The following is a 13,091-nucleotide window of genomic DNA, read 5'->3' as shown; positions in this document are numbered from 1 at the left end:
GGAAATCTGCGCGCTTTGCCGCGTAATGCGCTGGCTTATCGGGCATCCATCGTCTGTTTTATGATGTTTATCGCAAAATAGCAGGGGGTTGCCAGTGTAATATCCTGCCGCCCGGTTTAGCTTTTACGGTCATAAGCTAATGTGATGGAACATTTTTGCTTATGGTTATGCCCGCTGTTCGATGATAAGTTCAGGCAAAAGGTAACGTTTGCATCGCCGTCTGGAAACGAGGCTACGTGCTTACCACTTCGCCTTATTTATCCTGGCCCCGCTTATTCAATGAGGAAAAGATGGCTCAGCAAACTCCTTTATACGAACAACACACGCTGTGCGGCGCTCGCATGGTGGATTTTCACGGCTGGATGATGCCGCTGCACTACGGCTCGCAGATCGATGAGCACCATGCGGTGCGTACCGATGCCGGTATGTTTGATGTCTCGCATATGACCATCGTTGACCTGCGCGGCAGCCGCTGTCGGGCGTTTCTCCGCCATCTGCTGGCCAACGACGTTGCTAAACTGACCCAGCCGGGCAAGGCGCTCTACAGCGGCATGCTCAACGCCTCCGGCGGCGTCATTGATGACCTGATCGTCTACTTCTTTACCGAAGATCACTTCCGCCTGGTGGTCAACTCCGCCACCCGGGAAAAAGATCTTGCCTGGATCACTCAGCACGCGGCCCCCTTTGATATCGACATTACCGTCCGTGACGACCTGGCGCTGATTGCCGTCCAGGGGCCAAACGCCCAGGCGAAAGCGGCAAGTCTGTTTACCGAGGCTCAACGCCAGGCCGTAGCAGGTATGAAGCCCTTCTTTGGCGTGGAGTCGGACGGCTGGTTTATCGCTACCACTGGCTACACCGGTGAGGCGGGCTATGAGATTGCGCTACCGAGTGAGCAGGCGGCGGATTTCTGGCAGGCGCTGATTGGCGCGGGCGTGAAGCCCTGCGGTCTGGGCGCTCGCGACACGCTGCGTCTGGAAGCGGGCATGAACCTCTATGGCCAGGAGATGGACGAAGGCGTTTCGCCGCTGGCGGCCAACATGGGCTGGACCATCGCCTGGGAGCCAGCCGATCGTGACTTCATCGGTCGCGAAGCGCTGGAGGCACAGCGTGAGCGGGGCACCGAACAGCTGGTTGGCCTGATCATGACCGAAAAAGGCGTTCTGCGTAACGAACTGCCGGTGCGTTTCACCGACGCCAGCGGCAATTCGCAGGAAGGCATTATTACCAGCGGCACCTTCTCGCCGACGCTAGGCTACAGCATCGCGCTGGCCCGCGTTCCGGCTGGCATTGGCGACACGGCTATCGTGCAGATCCGCAACCGTGAAATGCCGGTGAAGGTAACAAAACCTGTTTTTGTACGCGCTGGCAAAGCCGTCGCGTAACCTAATCTATCGTGGAGAAATGTTAATGAGCAATGTACCAGGCGACCTGAAATACAGTAAAGAACACGAATGGCTGCGCAAAGAGGCAGACGGCTCCTATACCGTTGGCATCACCGAGCATGCACAGGAGCTGCTGGGCGATATGGTGTTCGTTGACCTGCCGGACGTGGGCGCTACCGTCAGCGCCGGCGATGACTGTGCAGTAGCAGAATCCGTGAAGGCAGCCTCTGACATCTACGCTCCGGTAAGCGGCGAGATCGTGGCAGTCAACGACGCGCTTAGCGACAACCCGGAGCTGGTCAACAGCGAGCCGTACGCCGGTGGCTGGATCTTTAAAATCAAGGCCAGCGACGAAGCAGAGGTAGAAGCCCTGCTGGATGCGACTGCATACGAATCTTTATTAGAAGACGAGTAAAGCCTCCAGGCCCGGTAAGCGTCAGCGCCACCGGGTATTTCACGGTAAGACAACCACGATTCACCGCACGTTTCAGGAACCATCGCTCATGACCCAGACTTTAAGCCAGCTTGAACACCGCGACGCCTTTATCGATCGCCATATCGGGCCGGACGCTGCTCAGCAGCAAGAGATGCTGAAAACCGTTGGCGCAGATTCACTCAACGCCCTGATTGGCCAGATTGTCCCACAGGACATTCAGCTGGCGACGCCGCCGCAGATTGGCGAAGCGACCACGGAGTTTGCTGCGCTGGCCGAGCTGAAAGCTATCGCCGCACGCAACAAGCGCTTTAAGTCTTACATCGGCATGGGCTACACCGCCGTGCAGCTGCCGCCGGTGATCCTGCGTAATATGCTGGAAAACCCAGGCTGGTACACGGCCTATACCCCTTATCAGCCGGAAGTCTCCCAGGGCCGCCTTGAGGCGCTGCTCAACTTCCAGCAGGTTACGCTGGATCTGACCGGCCTTGATATCGCCTCCGCATCGCTGCTTGACGAAGCGACGGCAGGGGCCGAAGCGATGGCGATGGCCAAACGCGTCAGCAAGCTGAAGGGAGCAAACCGCTTCTTTGTCGCCGCCGACGTGCATCCGCAGACTCTCGACGTGGTGCGCACCCGCGCGGAAACCTTTGGCTTTGAGATCGTGGTTGACGATGCCGACAAGGCGCTGGATCATCAGGATCTCTTCGGCGTTCTGCTTCAGCAAGTAGGCACCACGGGTGAAGTACATGACTACAGCGCGCTGATTGGCGAGCTGAAAGCGCGCAAGGTTGTGGTAAGCGTCGCGGCAGACTTTATGGCGCTGGTGCTGCTGACCGCACCAGGCAAGCAGGGCGCGGATATCGTCTTCGGCTCCGCGCAACGCTTCGGCGTGCCGATGGGCTACGGCGGCCCGCACGCAGCCTTCTTTGCTGCCAAAGATGAATTTAAACGTTCCATGCCAGGCCGCATTATCGGTGTATCGAAAGATGCTGCCGGTAACACTGCGCTGCGCATGGCGATGCAGACTCGCGAGCAGCATATCCGCCGTGAGAAAGCGAACTCCAACATCTGTACCTCGCAGGTGCTGCTGGCGAATATCGCCAGCCTCTACGCCGTCTATCACGGCCCGGTTGGGCTGAAGCGCATTGCGGGCCGTATCCACCGCCTGGCCGATATCCTGGCTACCGGCCTGCAGCAGAAAGGGTTGAAGCTGCGCCATGCGCACTTCTTTGACACCCTCTGTGTCGAGGTCGCTGACAAAGCGGCAGTGCTGGCACGTGCCGAAGCGGCAGAGATCAACCTGCGTAGCGACATCCATAACGCCGTAGGTATTACCCTCGACGAAACCGCCACCCGCGAAGATGTGGTTAAGCTCTTCGACGTGGTTGTCGGCGATGGTCATGGCCTGAATATCGACGCGCTGGATAAAGAGGTGGCCCACGACAGCCGCGCGATCCAGCCGGGCATGCTGCGTGATGACGCGATCCTGAGCCATCCGGTGTTCAATCGCTACCACAGCGAAACCGAGATGATGCGCTACATGCACTCGCTGGAGCGTAAAGACCTGGCCCTGAACCAGGCGATGATCCCGCTCGGCTCCTGCACCATGAAGCTGAACGCTGCCGCAGAGATGATCCCGATCACCTGGCCAGAGTTCGCTGAGCTGCACCCATTCTGCCCGGCAGACCAGGCGGAAGGGTATCATCAGATGATCAACCAGCTCTCTGACTGGCTGGTGAAGCTGACCGGTTATGACGCCCTCTGCATGCAGCCGAACTCCGGCGCGCAGGGCGAGTATGCAGGCCTGCTGGCTATCCGTCACTATCATGAGAGCCGCAACGACGGTCATCGCGATATCTGTCTGATCCCCAGCTCTGCCCACGGCACTAACCCGGCGTCGGCGCAGATAGCGGGCATGCAGGTGGTTGTGGTCGCCTGCGATAAAAACGGTAACATCGATCTGGCCGATCTGCGTGCCAAAGCCGAGCAGGCAGGGGATAACCTCTCCTGTATCATGGTGACCTACCCGTCTACCCACGGAGTCTATGAAGAGACGATCCGCGAAGTGTGCGAAATCGTCCACCAGTACGGCGGCCAGGTCTATCTTGACGGCGCGAACATGAACGCCCAGGTAGGGATCACCTCCCCTGGCTTTATTGGCGCAGACGTGTCGCACCTCAACCTGCATAAAACCTTCTGCATTCCGCACGGCGGCGGCGGCCCAGGCATGGGACCTATCGGCGTGAAAGCGCACCTGGCACCGTTCGTTCCGGGCCACAGCGTGGTACAGATTGAAGGGATGCTGACCCGTCAGGGTGCGGTCTCCGCCGCTCCGTTCGGCAGCGCCTCAATTCTGCCAATCAGCTGGATGTATATCCGCATGATGGGCGCAGAAGGGCTGAAAAAGGCCAGCCAGGTAGCGATCCTCAATGCTAACTACATTGCTACCCGCCTGCAGTCTGCCTTCCCGGTGCTCTATACCGGTCGCGATGGCCGGGTAGCGCACGAGTGCATTCTGGACATTCGTCCGCTGAAAGAGCAGAGCGGCATAAGCGAGCTGGATATTGCTAAGCGCCTGATTGACTACGGCTTCCATGCGCCAACCATGTCCTTCCCGGTAGCAGGCACGCTGATGGTGGAGCCGACGGAGTCCGAGAGCAAAGCCGAGCTGGATCGCTTTATTGACGCAATGCTGGCTATCCGCATGGAGATCGATCGCGTACAGGATGGCGAGTGGACGCTGGAGGATAACCCGCTGGTTAACGCCCCGCATACCCAGCATGAGATGGTGGCGGAGTGGAACCACGGCTACAGCCGCGAGCTGGCGGTCTTCCCGGCAGGGTCTGCAAACAAGTACTGGCCGACCGTGAAACGCCTTGATGATGTCTACGGCGACCGCAACCTGTTCTGCTCCTGCGTGCCGATGAGCGAATATCAGTAATATTTTGTGTCATAGTGTAGGCCGGGCAAGCTTCAACGCTGCCCGGCTTTTTTATTGGGAGAATGCAGATGGCAATCGCACTGGTAACCGGCGCAAGCCGGGGGATTGGCAGGGTCACGGCGCTGGAGCTGGCGCGTGAAGGCTACAGCGTAGCGGTTAACTATCATCACAACGTGGATGCGGCAGCCGATGTGGTAAACACCATCCTCGCTGCGGGCGGCAGAGCCTTCGCGGTCCAGGCGGATATCAGCGATGAAGCACAGGTGTTGGCGATGTTTGTCCGCCTCGACGAGGAGGGTGAACCGCTGACCGCGCTGGTCAATAACGCGGGCATTCTGTTTACCCAGAGCACCGTGGAAAATCTCACCGCCGAGCGCATTAACCGCGTGCTGACAACCAACGTGACGGGCTATTTTCTCTGCTGTCGCGAGGCGGTAAAGCGAATGTCGCATCGGCACGGCGGCAGGGGCGGGGCCATCGTTAACGTCTCTTCAGCGGCGGCAAGGCTGGGTTCGCCCGGAGAGTACGTGGATTATGCTGCTTCGAAAGGGGCAGTCGATACGCTGACTACCGGACTGTCGCTGGAGGTCGCGGCGCAGGGCATTCGCGTCAACGGCGTGCGGCCGGGGTTTATCTATACCGAGATGCATGCGGACGGCGGTGAGCCAGGACGAGTGGATCGGGTTAAATCAGCGCTGCCAATGCAGCGTGGTGGTCAACCGGAAGAGGTGGCGCAGGCGATAGTCTGGCTGCTGAGCGAGAAGGCGTCGTACGTGACGGGGAGTTTTATTGAGATGGCGGGCGGCAAGTAGCCGCCCGGCAATACGGAGTTACAGATTCTCGCCGTTGCTGGCGATCACCTCTTTGTACCAGTTAAAGCTCTTCTTGCGGGAACGGGACATGTCGCCGGTGCCGTCGTCGTGCTTGTTCACATAGATAAAGCCATAGCGCTTGCTGTACTGGCCGGTTGTGAACGATACGCAGTCGATGCAGCCCCACGGAGTGTAGCCCATCAGATCGACGCCGTCGTAGGTCACGGCTTTGATCATCTCTTCAACGTGAGCGCGAAGGTAGTCAATGCGGTAGTCGTCATTGATGCTGCCATCCTCTTCCACTTTATCGTACGCGCCGAAGCCGTTTTCCACGATAAAGAGCGGCTTCTGGTAGCGCTCATACAGCTCGCACAGGGCATAGCGCAGGCCAACCGGGTCAATCTGCCAGCCCCAGTCGGAGGCTTTAACGTGCGGGTTCGGCACGCTGCCTTCGAAGCCAGAGATTGCGTCACCACTGCCGCCTTCCGCTTTCACTGCGTTGGTCATGTAGTAGCTGAAGCCGAGGTAGGCGCAGGTACCCTCACGCAGGATCTGCTCGTCATTGGCTTCCATCTTGATATCGAAGCCGCGGCGTTCCCACTCGTTTAGGACGTAGGAAGGGTAGTAGCCACGCAGCTGCACGTCGGTAAAGACCCAGCGCTCGCGCATTGACTCCTGGGCATACATCACGTCTTCCGGTTTACAGGAGAACGGATAGAGCGGCACCATCGCCAGCATGCAGCCAACCTGCATCTCAGGGTTGATCTCCCGCGCCGCCTTCACCGCCAGCGCGCTAGCGACGAACTGGTGGTGCAGCACCTGATACATGGTCTCTTCCGGATTTTCATGCTCGGTATAAACCACGCCGGAGCAGCAGTAGCCAAACAGCGGTGCGCGCCAGTTACGCTGGTTGTTAATCTCGTTGAAGGTCATCCAGTACTTGACCTTGCTCTTATAGCGCTCGAAGACCACTTCGGCGAAGCGCACAAAGAAATCCACCACTTTACGGTTGGTCCAGCCGCCGTAGGCCTGCACCAGGTGCAGGGGCATCTCAAAGTGGGAGAGGGTGATCACCGGCTCGATGTTGTATTTCAGCAGTTCATCGAACATGTCGTCATAGAACTTCAGCCCCTCTTCGTTTGGCGTCTGCTCATCGCCATTAGGGAAGATACGCGTCCAGGCGATAGAAGTACGGAAACACTTAAAGCCCATCTCGGCAAACAGCTTGATGTCTTCTTTGTAGTGGCTGTAGAACTCAATGGCTTCGTGGTTCGGGTAGTATTTGCCGGGCACAACGTCCTGGGTTATCTCACGCGGTACACCGTGGGCACCGCCGGTCAGCACGTCGCAGATGCTCGGGCCTTTGCCGCCTTTGTTCCAGCCGCCTTCAACCTGATGCGCAGCGACCGCGCCGCCCCATAAAAAGTCTTTTGGTAAGGTGATCTTTTTCATGCTTATTTATCCCGCTGTAACCGACAGAAAATAGGTTTACGCCGAGTCTAGCAAAGCTTAATCGAAAGTCACGATATAACACTTTGCCGCTTCGGTAATATGTTACAGAGAAAAAACAGCCTGTTTTTTAGGCCAGTTTTTTCGCCAGCTTGCGGCCCAGGGTTTCAAGAATATAGATAACGGGAATTTGGGTAGTCAGATCGTACCCACCTGAAATGCGCGTCTGGGGAATATGCCAGGAGAGATTAAAATCCGCCAGCTTAGCTAATGCCGAATGCTCGTGGCTGGTGATAGACATCACTTTACAGTGATGCAGGCTGAACTGGCTGGCGAAGCGCAGGATCTCTTCCGTCTCACCGGAGACGGAGAGGACAATCGCCAGCGCATTTTTTGCCATATCATTGGTGACGGGAAAATAGGGATCGTCAACGTGGTTACTGAATTTACCCACGTTGGAAAAAAAACGTGCGCCATATTTCGCCAGCGATCCGGATGTGCCTACGCCGACAAATATAATTCGCTCGGAGGCCATGATAATATCGGCAGCCTGATCCAGCAGACGATCAAATTCATCATTATTAACGCTTTTAAAAAAGCTAATAATTTCGCTGGCACCAAAATTAGCGGGCTGTGGTTCGCTCTGCGCTAAATAGAGTTTAAAGCGCACACGAAATTCCGAATATCCTTCGCAATCCAGCTTACGACAAAAGCGGAGAACGGTCGTGGTGGAGACGCCTGCCGCATCGGCCAGTTCGCGAATGGTCATGTACATCACCTTGTCGCGATTTTTAATGACCACGTTGTAGACCATCATCTCAAGGTTATTGAGGCTGGCAACAGCGGAATGGTTAAACAGGGTCACGAGGCTTCCTTTTTCAGACGGTTATCTGCGCAGTATGGCACCTCTCTATGCTGCCACATTTTGCCCAAAACGGGAATCTGCGCTGCAGCGTGAGGCTTTCTAAAAGGCGGAACAGCTGTAGCCTGAACGAGGCGTGAGCTTATTGCATTTTTTTGACGCTAATATTTATTTTAGCTAACAGGTGTGCACTGAAATCATTCTCAGTTACTCTATACTGGTTATCATTCAGGCAGCTACAGGCTACTGAGTGACCCGGCGTAAGCCTCTGTTTTATGGAGTAAGCTATGGTTGATAAGCCATTAAAAAAACAGGGATATTCCTTGGCTGAGGAGATAGCCAACAGCGTTAGCCACGGTATTGGGCTGGTTTTCGGGGTAGTTGGACTGGTGCTATTGCTGATGCAGGCGATGGATAATCATGCCAGCCCTCTGGCGATTACTAGCTACAGCCTCTACGGCGGCAGCATGATCCTGCTGTTTCTTGCCTCAACGCTCTACCACGCTATTCCCCATCCGCGGGCTAAGCCCTGGCTGAAAAAGTTTGACCACTGCGCTATCTACCTGCTGATAGCCGGGACCTATACGCCTTTTTTACTGGTGGGGCTGGATTCGCCGCTGGCACGCGGCCTGATGATTGTCATCTGGGGCCTGGCGCTGCTGGGGATCCTGTTTAAACTGACCATTGCCCACCGTTTTAAGGTGCTCTCGCTGGTGACCTATCTGGCGATGGGCTGGCTGTCGCTGGTGGTGATTTACGAGCTGGCCGTCAGGCTCTCGGCGGGCGGCCTCATATTGCTGGCTGCGGGGGGCATTGTCTACTCGCTGGGGGTGATCTTCTACGTGTGCAGACGCATTCCTTACAACCATGCGATTTGGCACGGCTTTGTGCTGGGCGGCAGCCTGTGTCATTTCCTCGCAATCTACTTCTACGTTGGCCAGGCTTAGGCAGTAACGCCGGGTGGCGGCTTCGCCTGACCCGGCCTACGACCTTGTAGGCCCGGCAAGCCTGCGCCGCCGGGCAATCAGCGCTTAAGCTTCCTCAAGCGAATAGGGCAGCGGCTCGATGCTGAGCGTATTGGCATCGTCGCGTACGCGGAAGATGCTGTCCGGCTCCATATCGTTGTTCATCACTGCCTGTACCAGCAGGCGGCCATCCTCAAGCTGTACCGCTGCCAGAATGGTACCGGTACGACGCCAGTTTTCACCCATCTTCAGCTCAAGATCTTCACCCGGCTCCGGCAGGCGGCTCGCTTTACCGGCGAGATACCACAGCGCGCGCTTGTTGGCACCGCGGAACTTCGCCCGGGCCACCATCTCCTGGCCGGTATAGCACCCTTTTTTAAAGCTGATGCCGCCGAGTGCCTGCAGGTTGGTTGCCTGGGGAATGAACTGGGCGCTATTAGCGGCGTCGATTACCGGCAGGCCCGCTTCAATGTTCAGCGCCAGCCACTGCTGGCTGTTGTTCAGCTGCGCTTCACCGCGCAGTTTCTCACTAATGATTTCCGCCGTAGCAACGTCCGTCACCAGCAGGAAACGCTCTGCCGGGTGTTCGAACCACAGAATCGACGTTGCCCCCTCCTGCACAACCTGCTTTTCAGCATCCGGCAGGGCGGTAAACACATTCGCCAGCGCGGCGCGGGCCTGGAAACCGGCCACGCCTAGCAGCACGTGTTCGTCATCCGGCGCGATAGTGACCTTCGAGAAGACCGCATATTTTTTTAACTCGGTCAGCTGAGCGTCACGAATGCTGCGGCGTTCAATCAAAGCAAAGCCGCCGTCGCGGCGAAACAGGCGCAGGTTGCTCCACATCTTGCCTTTGGCATCGCAGTGCGCCGCCAGCAGATGCTGGTGCTCAGTCAGGGCAGCAACGTCTGCAGTGACCTGGCCCTGCAGATACTTTTCGCTATCTGCACCGGTCAGGGTTGCCAGCGCCCAGTCATCGAGCGTCATAAGCGTCAGCGGCAGACGCGCAGAGGCGGAAGGCTGGCGCGGAGGAAAAGGAGTAAAGGCCATAATAGTGTCCTGGTTTGCTTAACGCTGTTAGATGCTTAATGGTAAAAGAGCCGCCGACCAATGCAAGCGGTAAAAGCATACGATTCGTGCTCACTGTGCCAGGATGCGTAGCGCTGCGCAATAAAATGCAAAACGTACGCCCGGAATGTTTTATCCTGGAACCACCCTTCCTAATTATCAACTTTCCAGTAAAGGATGAACAAAAAACACGATACACTGTCTGCACTATCGATACTTCTATATCGTAATGCAGGGAGAAGACATGGACATAAATAATAAAGCCCGCATCCATTGGGCATGCCGCCGGGGAATGCGCGAGCTGGATATCTCCATCATGCCTTTTTTTGAACACGAGTACGATACGCTGAGCGACGACGATAAACGGCTGTTTGTCCGCCTGCTGGAAAGTGACGATCCAGACCTGTTTAACTGGTTAATGAATCACGGTGAACCTGCCGACACGGAGTTGCAGAGAATGGTGCAGTTAATTCAGACACGGAATCGGGAACGTGGTCCTGTGGCAATCTGATCTACGCGTCTCGTGGCGCTCCCAGTGGCTCTCTCTCCTGCTTCACGGCCTGGTGGCAGCGTTAATACTGCTGGCCCCCTGGCCGCTACGCTATACGCCACTGTGGCTCATGCTGCTGTCGCTGGTGGTGTTTGACTGCGTGCGCAGCCAGCGGCGTATCAACGTCTGCCACGGTGAGATAAAGCTGCTGATGGACTCCCGGCTGCGCTGGCAGGGCGTGGAGTGGGAGATTATCGGTACGCCCTGGATGCTGACCAACGGCATGATGCTGCGTCTGCGTAAAGAGCAGGGCGGGCGTATTCATCACCTGTGGCTGGCGTCGGATAGCATGGATGAGAGCGAGTGGCGTGACCTGCGCCGGGTGCTGCTTCAGCAGCCGGCGGCTGGGGCACGTTGAACATAATCAGGCGAACTGCTCGGCCATTTCGCTGAGGATCTGTTCGCACCAGTTCTGGATGCGCTCTTCACTCAGATCGTACTGGTTGGTTTCATCCAGCGCCAGGCCAACAAAGAGCTGTCCGTCGGCAATCACCGGCTTAGGACTGGTAAACTCATAGCCTTCCGTCGGCCAGTAGCCGATAAAGGTCACGGCCTTGGCGGCCAGCTTGTCGTGCAGCATGCCGAGTGCGTCAAGGAACCACTCGCCGTAGCCGAGCTGATCGCCCATGCCGTACAGCGCAATAATTTTACCGTCGAGATTCAGGCCGTCGAGCTGGTCCCAGACCGCCTCCCAGTCCTCCTGAAGCTCGCCAAAATCCCAGGTGGGAATGCCGAGGATCAGGACATCGTACTGCTCCATTAAGGAGACAGCGTCGTCTTTCAGGTTGTGTAGCGTAACCAGTTCCGGGCCGATAACGTCGCGGATTTTCTCTGCGGCCATCTCGGTGTAGCAGGTACTGGAACCATAAAAAAGACCAATGTTCATAGCGTAGACGTCTCAATTCCTGATGGGGCTTTGCGCACAGTGTACCAGAATCGGTGGGCAATCAGGCATAATGGAGAGCCGCAGACCACAAGAGGCTCAAATGGATCAGGATCTCGCACGCATAGAACAGTTTCTTGATGCGCTCTGGCTGGAGCGTAATCTGGCGGAAAATACGCTGAGCGCCTACCGCCGCGACCTCAGCATGGTGGTTGAGTGGCTGCACCATCGCGGTCTCTCGTTACAGAGCGCGCAAAGCGACGATCTCCAGGCGCTGCTGGCGGAGCGCGTTGAAGGCGGATATAAAGCTACCAGCTCCGCGCGACTGCTGAGCGCCATAAGGCGTCTCTTTCAGCACCTGTACCGGGAGAAGCTGCGTTCGGACGATCCCAGCGCCTTGCTGGCGTCGCCCAAGCTACCGCAGCGGCTGCCAAAAGATCTCAGCGAGGCTCAGGTTGAACGGCTGCTGCAGGCGCCGCTGGTGGATCAACCCCTGGAGCTGCGGGACAAAGCAATGCTAGAGGTGCTCTATGCCACCGGGCTGCGCGTCTCGGAGCTGGTAGGGCTGACTATGAGTGACATCAGCCTGCGCCAGGGCGTAGTGCGGGTTATCGGTAAAGGTAACAAAGAGCGGCTGGTGCCGCTGGGGGAAGAGGCGGTCTACTGGCTGGAAAACTATCTTGAGCATGGGCGGCCGTGGTTGCTGAACGGGACCTCAATCGATACGCTCTTTCCCAGCCAGCGCGCGCAGCAGATGACCCGGCAGACCTTCTGGCACCGGATCAAGCATTATGCTCTGCTGGCGGGCATCGACAGTGAAAAGCTTTCGCCGCACGTATTGCGCCACGCGTTTGCCACGCATCTGCTAAACCACGGCGCTGACCTGCGCGTGGTACAGATGCTGCTTGGACACAGCGATCTCTCAACGACGCAGATCTACACCCATGTGGCTACGGAACGCCTGCGACAACTTCATCAACAGCATCACCCCCGGGCATGATGCTGAACAGTTAAGGATGGTTATGAAAAAGAGTTTAATGATGTTTACCCTGCTGGCGGCAACGCTCTCCGGGATGGCTCACGCTGATGACGCGGCAATCAAACAGTCGCTGGCGAAGCTGGGCGTGCAGAGCACCGAGATCCAGCCCGCGCCGGTGAGCGGTATGAAAACCGTCATGACCAACAGCGGCGTGCTGTACGTCACCGACGACGGTAAACATATTATTCAAGGACCAATGTATGACGTCAGCGGCGCGCAGCCGGTCAACGTCACTAACCAGATGCTGATGACCCATCTCAACGCGCTGGAAAAAGAGATGATTGTCTATAAGGCTGCGCAGGAGAAGCACGTTATTACCGTGTTTACCGATATTACCTGCGGCTACTGTCATAAGCTGCACGAAGAGATGGCGGACTACAACGCGCTGGGCATCACCGTGCGCTACCTTGCCTTCCCACGCCAGGGCATCCAGAGCGATGCGGCAAAAGATATGAAGTCGGTCTGGTGTGCGAAAGATCGTAATAAAGCTTTCGACAACGCGATGAACGGCAAAGGCGTACAGCCAGCCAGCTGCGATATCGACATTGCTAACCACTATGCGCTGGGCGTGCAGTTTGGCGTCAGCGGCACCCCGGCTATCGTCCTGAGCAACGGCTACGTCGTGCCGGGCTATCAGGGTCCGCAGGAGCTGAAAGCGTTCCTCGACCAGCAGCAAAAATATACGAGCGGTAAATAATTTT

Annotated in this window: 13 protein-coding genes; 9 read left to right on the top strand and 4 right to left on the bottom strand. The window is 57.0% G+C overall.

The window, feature by feature from the left end; genetic code table 11:
• The first annotated feature begins 290 nt into the window (after nucleotides 1–290).
• The 4 genes from gcvT to RTN40_RS07195 all read left to right on the top strand — a co-directional run bounded on the left by gcvT (nucleotide 291) and on the right by RTN40_RS07195 (nucleotide 5,574).
• Entirely contained in the window at nucleotides 291–1,385 is a 1,095-nt protein-coding gene (gcvT, locus tag RTN40_RS07210; protein ID WP_312227867.1) for a glycine cleavage system aminomethyltransferase GcvT, read from the top strand.
• A 25-nt stretch (nucleotides 1,386–1,410) separates the two neighbouring features.
• Nucleotides 1,411–1,800 (top strand): glycine cleavage system protein GcvH, encoded by a 390-nt coding sequence (gene gcvH / locus RTN40_RS07205; RefSeq protein WP_042388045.1) that lies wholly within the window; start codon nucleotides 1,411–1,413, stop codon nucleotides 1,798–1,800.
• 88 nt (nucleotides 1,801–1,888) lie between these two features.
• Nucleotides 1,889–4,762: an aminomethyl-transferring glycine dehydrogenase gene (gcvP, locus tag RTN40_RS07200; RefSeq protein ID WP_312227866.1), complete on the top strand. Its 2,874-nt coding sequence runs from the start codon at nucleotides 1,889–1,891 to the stop codon at nucleotides 4,760–4,762.
• A 68-nt stretch (nucleotides 4,763–4,830) separates the two neighbouring features.
• Complete coding sequence (locus RTN40_RS07195) at nucleotides 4,831–5,574, top strand: SDR family oxidoreductase (RefSeq protein ID WP_312227865.1); 744 nt, start codon at nucleotides 4,831–4,833, stop codon at nucleotides 5,572–5,574.
• Nucleotides 5,575–5,592: 18 nt separating this feature from the next.
• On the opposite strand, the gene RTN40_RS07190 is transcribed toward RTN40_RS07195, so the two are convergent.
• On the bottom strand, nucleotides 5,593–7,026 hold the full coding sequence (locus RTN40_RS07190) for a 6-phospho-beta-glucosidase (RefSeq protein ID WP_312227864.1): 1,434 nt from the start codon (nucleotides 7,024–7,026) through the stop codon (nucleotides 5,593–5,595).
• 127 nt (nucleotides 7,027–7,153) lie between these two features.
• A complete protein-coding gene (locus RTN40_RS07185) occupies nucleotides 7,154–7,882 on the bottom strand; it encodes a MurR/RpiR family transcriptional regulator (RefSeq protein WP_312227975.1) in 729 nt (242 codons plus the stop codon).
• Nucleotides 7,883–8,172: 290 nt separating this feature from the next.
• On the opposite strand from RTN40_RS07185, the gene trhA reads away from it, so the two are divergent.
• A complete protein-coding gene (gene trhA / locus RTN40_RS07180; protein ID WP_312227863.1) occupies nucleotides 8,173–8,832 on the top strand; it encodes a PAQR family membrane homeostasis protein TrhA in 660 nt (219 codons plus the stop codon).
• 84 nt (nucleotides 8,833–8,916) lie between these two features.
• Here the strand turns inward: trhA and ygfZ are convergent, their stop codons facing one another.
• A complete protein-coding gene (gene ygfZ / locus RTN40_RS07175; RefSeq protein WP_312227862.1) occupies nucleotides 8,917–9,900 on the bottom strand; it encodes a tRNA-modifying protein YgfZ in 984 nt (327 codons plus the stop codon).
• A gap of 262 nt (nucleotides 9,901–10,162) precedes the next feature.
• Here ygfZ and sdhE point away from each other — a divergent pair, with 262 nt between their 5' ends.
• Both sdhE and RTN40_RS07165 read left to right on the top strand, forming a co-directional pair.
• The gene (gene sdhE / locus RTN40_RS07170; protein WP_042388033.1) at nucleotides 10,163–10,429 is read left to right on the top strand and encodes an FAD assembly factor SdhE; all 267 of its coding nucleotides are present in this window, start codon (nucleotides 10,163–10,165) and stop codon (nucleotides 10,427–10,429) included.
• Nucleotides 10,410–10,826 (top strand): protein YgfX, encoded by a 417-nt coding sequence (locus RTN40_RS07165; RefSeq protein WP_312227861.1) that lies wholly within the window; start codon nucleotides 10,410–10,412, stop codon nucleotides 10,824–10,826. The genes sdhE and RTN40_RS07165 overlap by 20 nt, the downstream gene beginning before the upstream one ends.
• A 6-nt stretch (nucleotides 10,827–10,832) precedes the next feature.
• On the opposite strand, the gene fldB is transcribed toward RTN40_RS07165, so the two are convergent.
• Nucleotides 10,833–11,354: a flavodoxin FldB gene (fldB, locus tag RTN40_RS07160; protein WP_312227860.1), complete on the bottom strand. Its 522-nt coding sequence runs from the start codon at nucleotides 11,352–11,354 to the stop codon at nucleotides 10,833–10,835.
• A 100-nt stretch (nucleotides 11,355–11,454) separates the two neighbouring features.
• Between fldB and xerD the strand changes: the two genes are divergently transcribed.
• Nucleotides 11,455–12,351 carry a site-specific tyrosine recombinase XerD gene (gene xerD / locus RTN40_RS07155; RefSeq protein WP_312227859.1) on the top strand — a complete coding sequence of 299 codons (897 nt, stop codon included), beginning with the start codon at nucleotides 11,455–11,457 and terminating at the stop codon, nucleotides 12,349–12,351.
• Nucleotides 12,352–12,373: 22 nt separating this feature from the next.
• A complete protein-coding gene (gene dsbC / locus RTN40_RS07150; RefSeq protein WP_312227858.1) occupies nucleotides 12,374–13,087 on the top strand; it encodes a bifunctional protein-disulfide isomerase/oxidoreductase DsbC in 714 nt (237 codons plus the stop codon).
• Nucleotides 13,088–13,091: the final 4 nt, after the last annotated feature.

This window comes from Pseudescherichia sp. (assembly GCF_031987975.1).
Lineage (GTDB): Bacteria > Pseudomonadota > Gammaproteobacteria > Enterobacterales > Enterobacteriaceae > Pseudescherichia.
The sequence above is the reverse complement of the archived record's forward strand: the minus strand, read 5'-3'. Positions and strand labels throughout refer to the sequence as shown.

What these genes read in the sequence shown, in the direction of transcription:
- xerD (WP_312227859.1), top strand. Translation starts at nt 11,455, where the DNA reads ATGGATCAGGATCTCGCACGCATAGAACAGTTTCTTGATGCGCTCTGG.
- fldB (WP_312227860.1), bottom strand. Translation starts at nt 11,354, where the DNA reads ATGAACATTGGTCTTTTTTATGGTTCCAGTACCTGCTACACCGAGATG.
- gcvH (WP_042388045.1), top strand. Translation starts at nt 1,411, where the DNA reads ATGAGCAATGTACCAGGCGACCTGAAATACAGTAAAGAACACGAATGG.
- trhA (WP_312227863.1), top strand. Translation starts at nt 8,173, where the DNA reads ATGGTTGATAAGCCATTAAAAAAACAGGGATATTCCTTGGCTGAGGAG.
- RTN40_RS07195 (WP_312227865.1), top strand. Translation starts at nt 4,831, where the DNA reads ATGGCAATCGCACTGGTAACCGGCGCAAGCCGGGGGATTGGCAGGGTC.
- gcvP (WP_312227866.1), top strand. Translation starts at nt 1,889, where the DNA reads ATGACCCAGACTTTAAGCCAGCTTGAACACCGCGACGCCTTTATCGAT.
- RTN40_RS07190 (WP_312227864.1), bottom strand. Translation starts at nt 7,026, where the DNA reads ATGAAAAAGATCACCTTACCAAAAGACTTTTTATGGGGCGGCGCGGTC.
- gcvT (WP_312227867.1), top strand. Translation starts at nt 291, where the DNA reads ATGGCTCAGCAAACTCCTTTATACGAACAACACACGCTGTGCGGCGCT.
- sdhE (WP_042388033.1), top strand. Translation starts at nt 10,163, where the DNA reads ATGGACATAAATAATAAAGCCCGCATCCATTGGGCATGCCGCCGGGGA.
- dsbC (WP_312227858.1), top strand. Translation starts at nt 12,374, where the DNA reads ATGAAAAAGAGTTTAATGATGTTTACCCTGCTGGCGGCAACGCTCTCC.
- ygfZ (WP_312227862.1), bottom strand. Translation starts at nt 9,900, where the DNA reads ATGGCCTTTACTCCTTTTCCTCCGCGCCAGCCTTCCGCCTCTGCGCGT.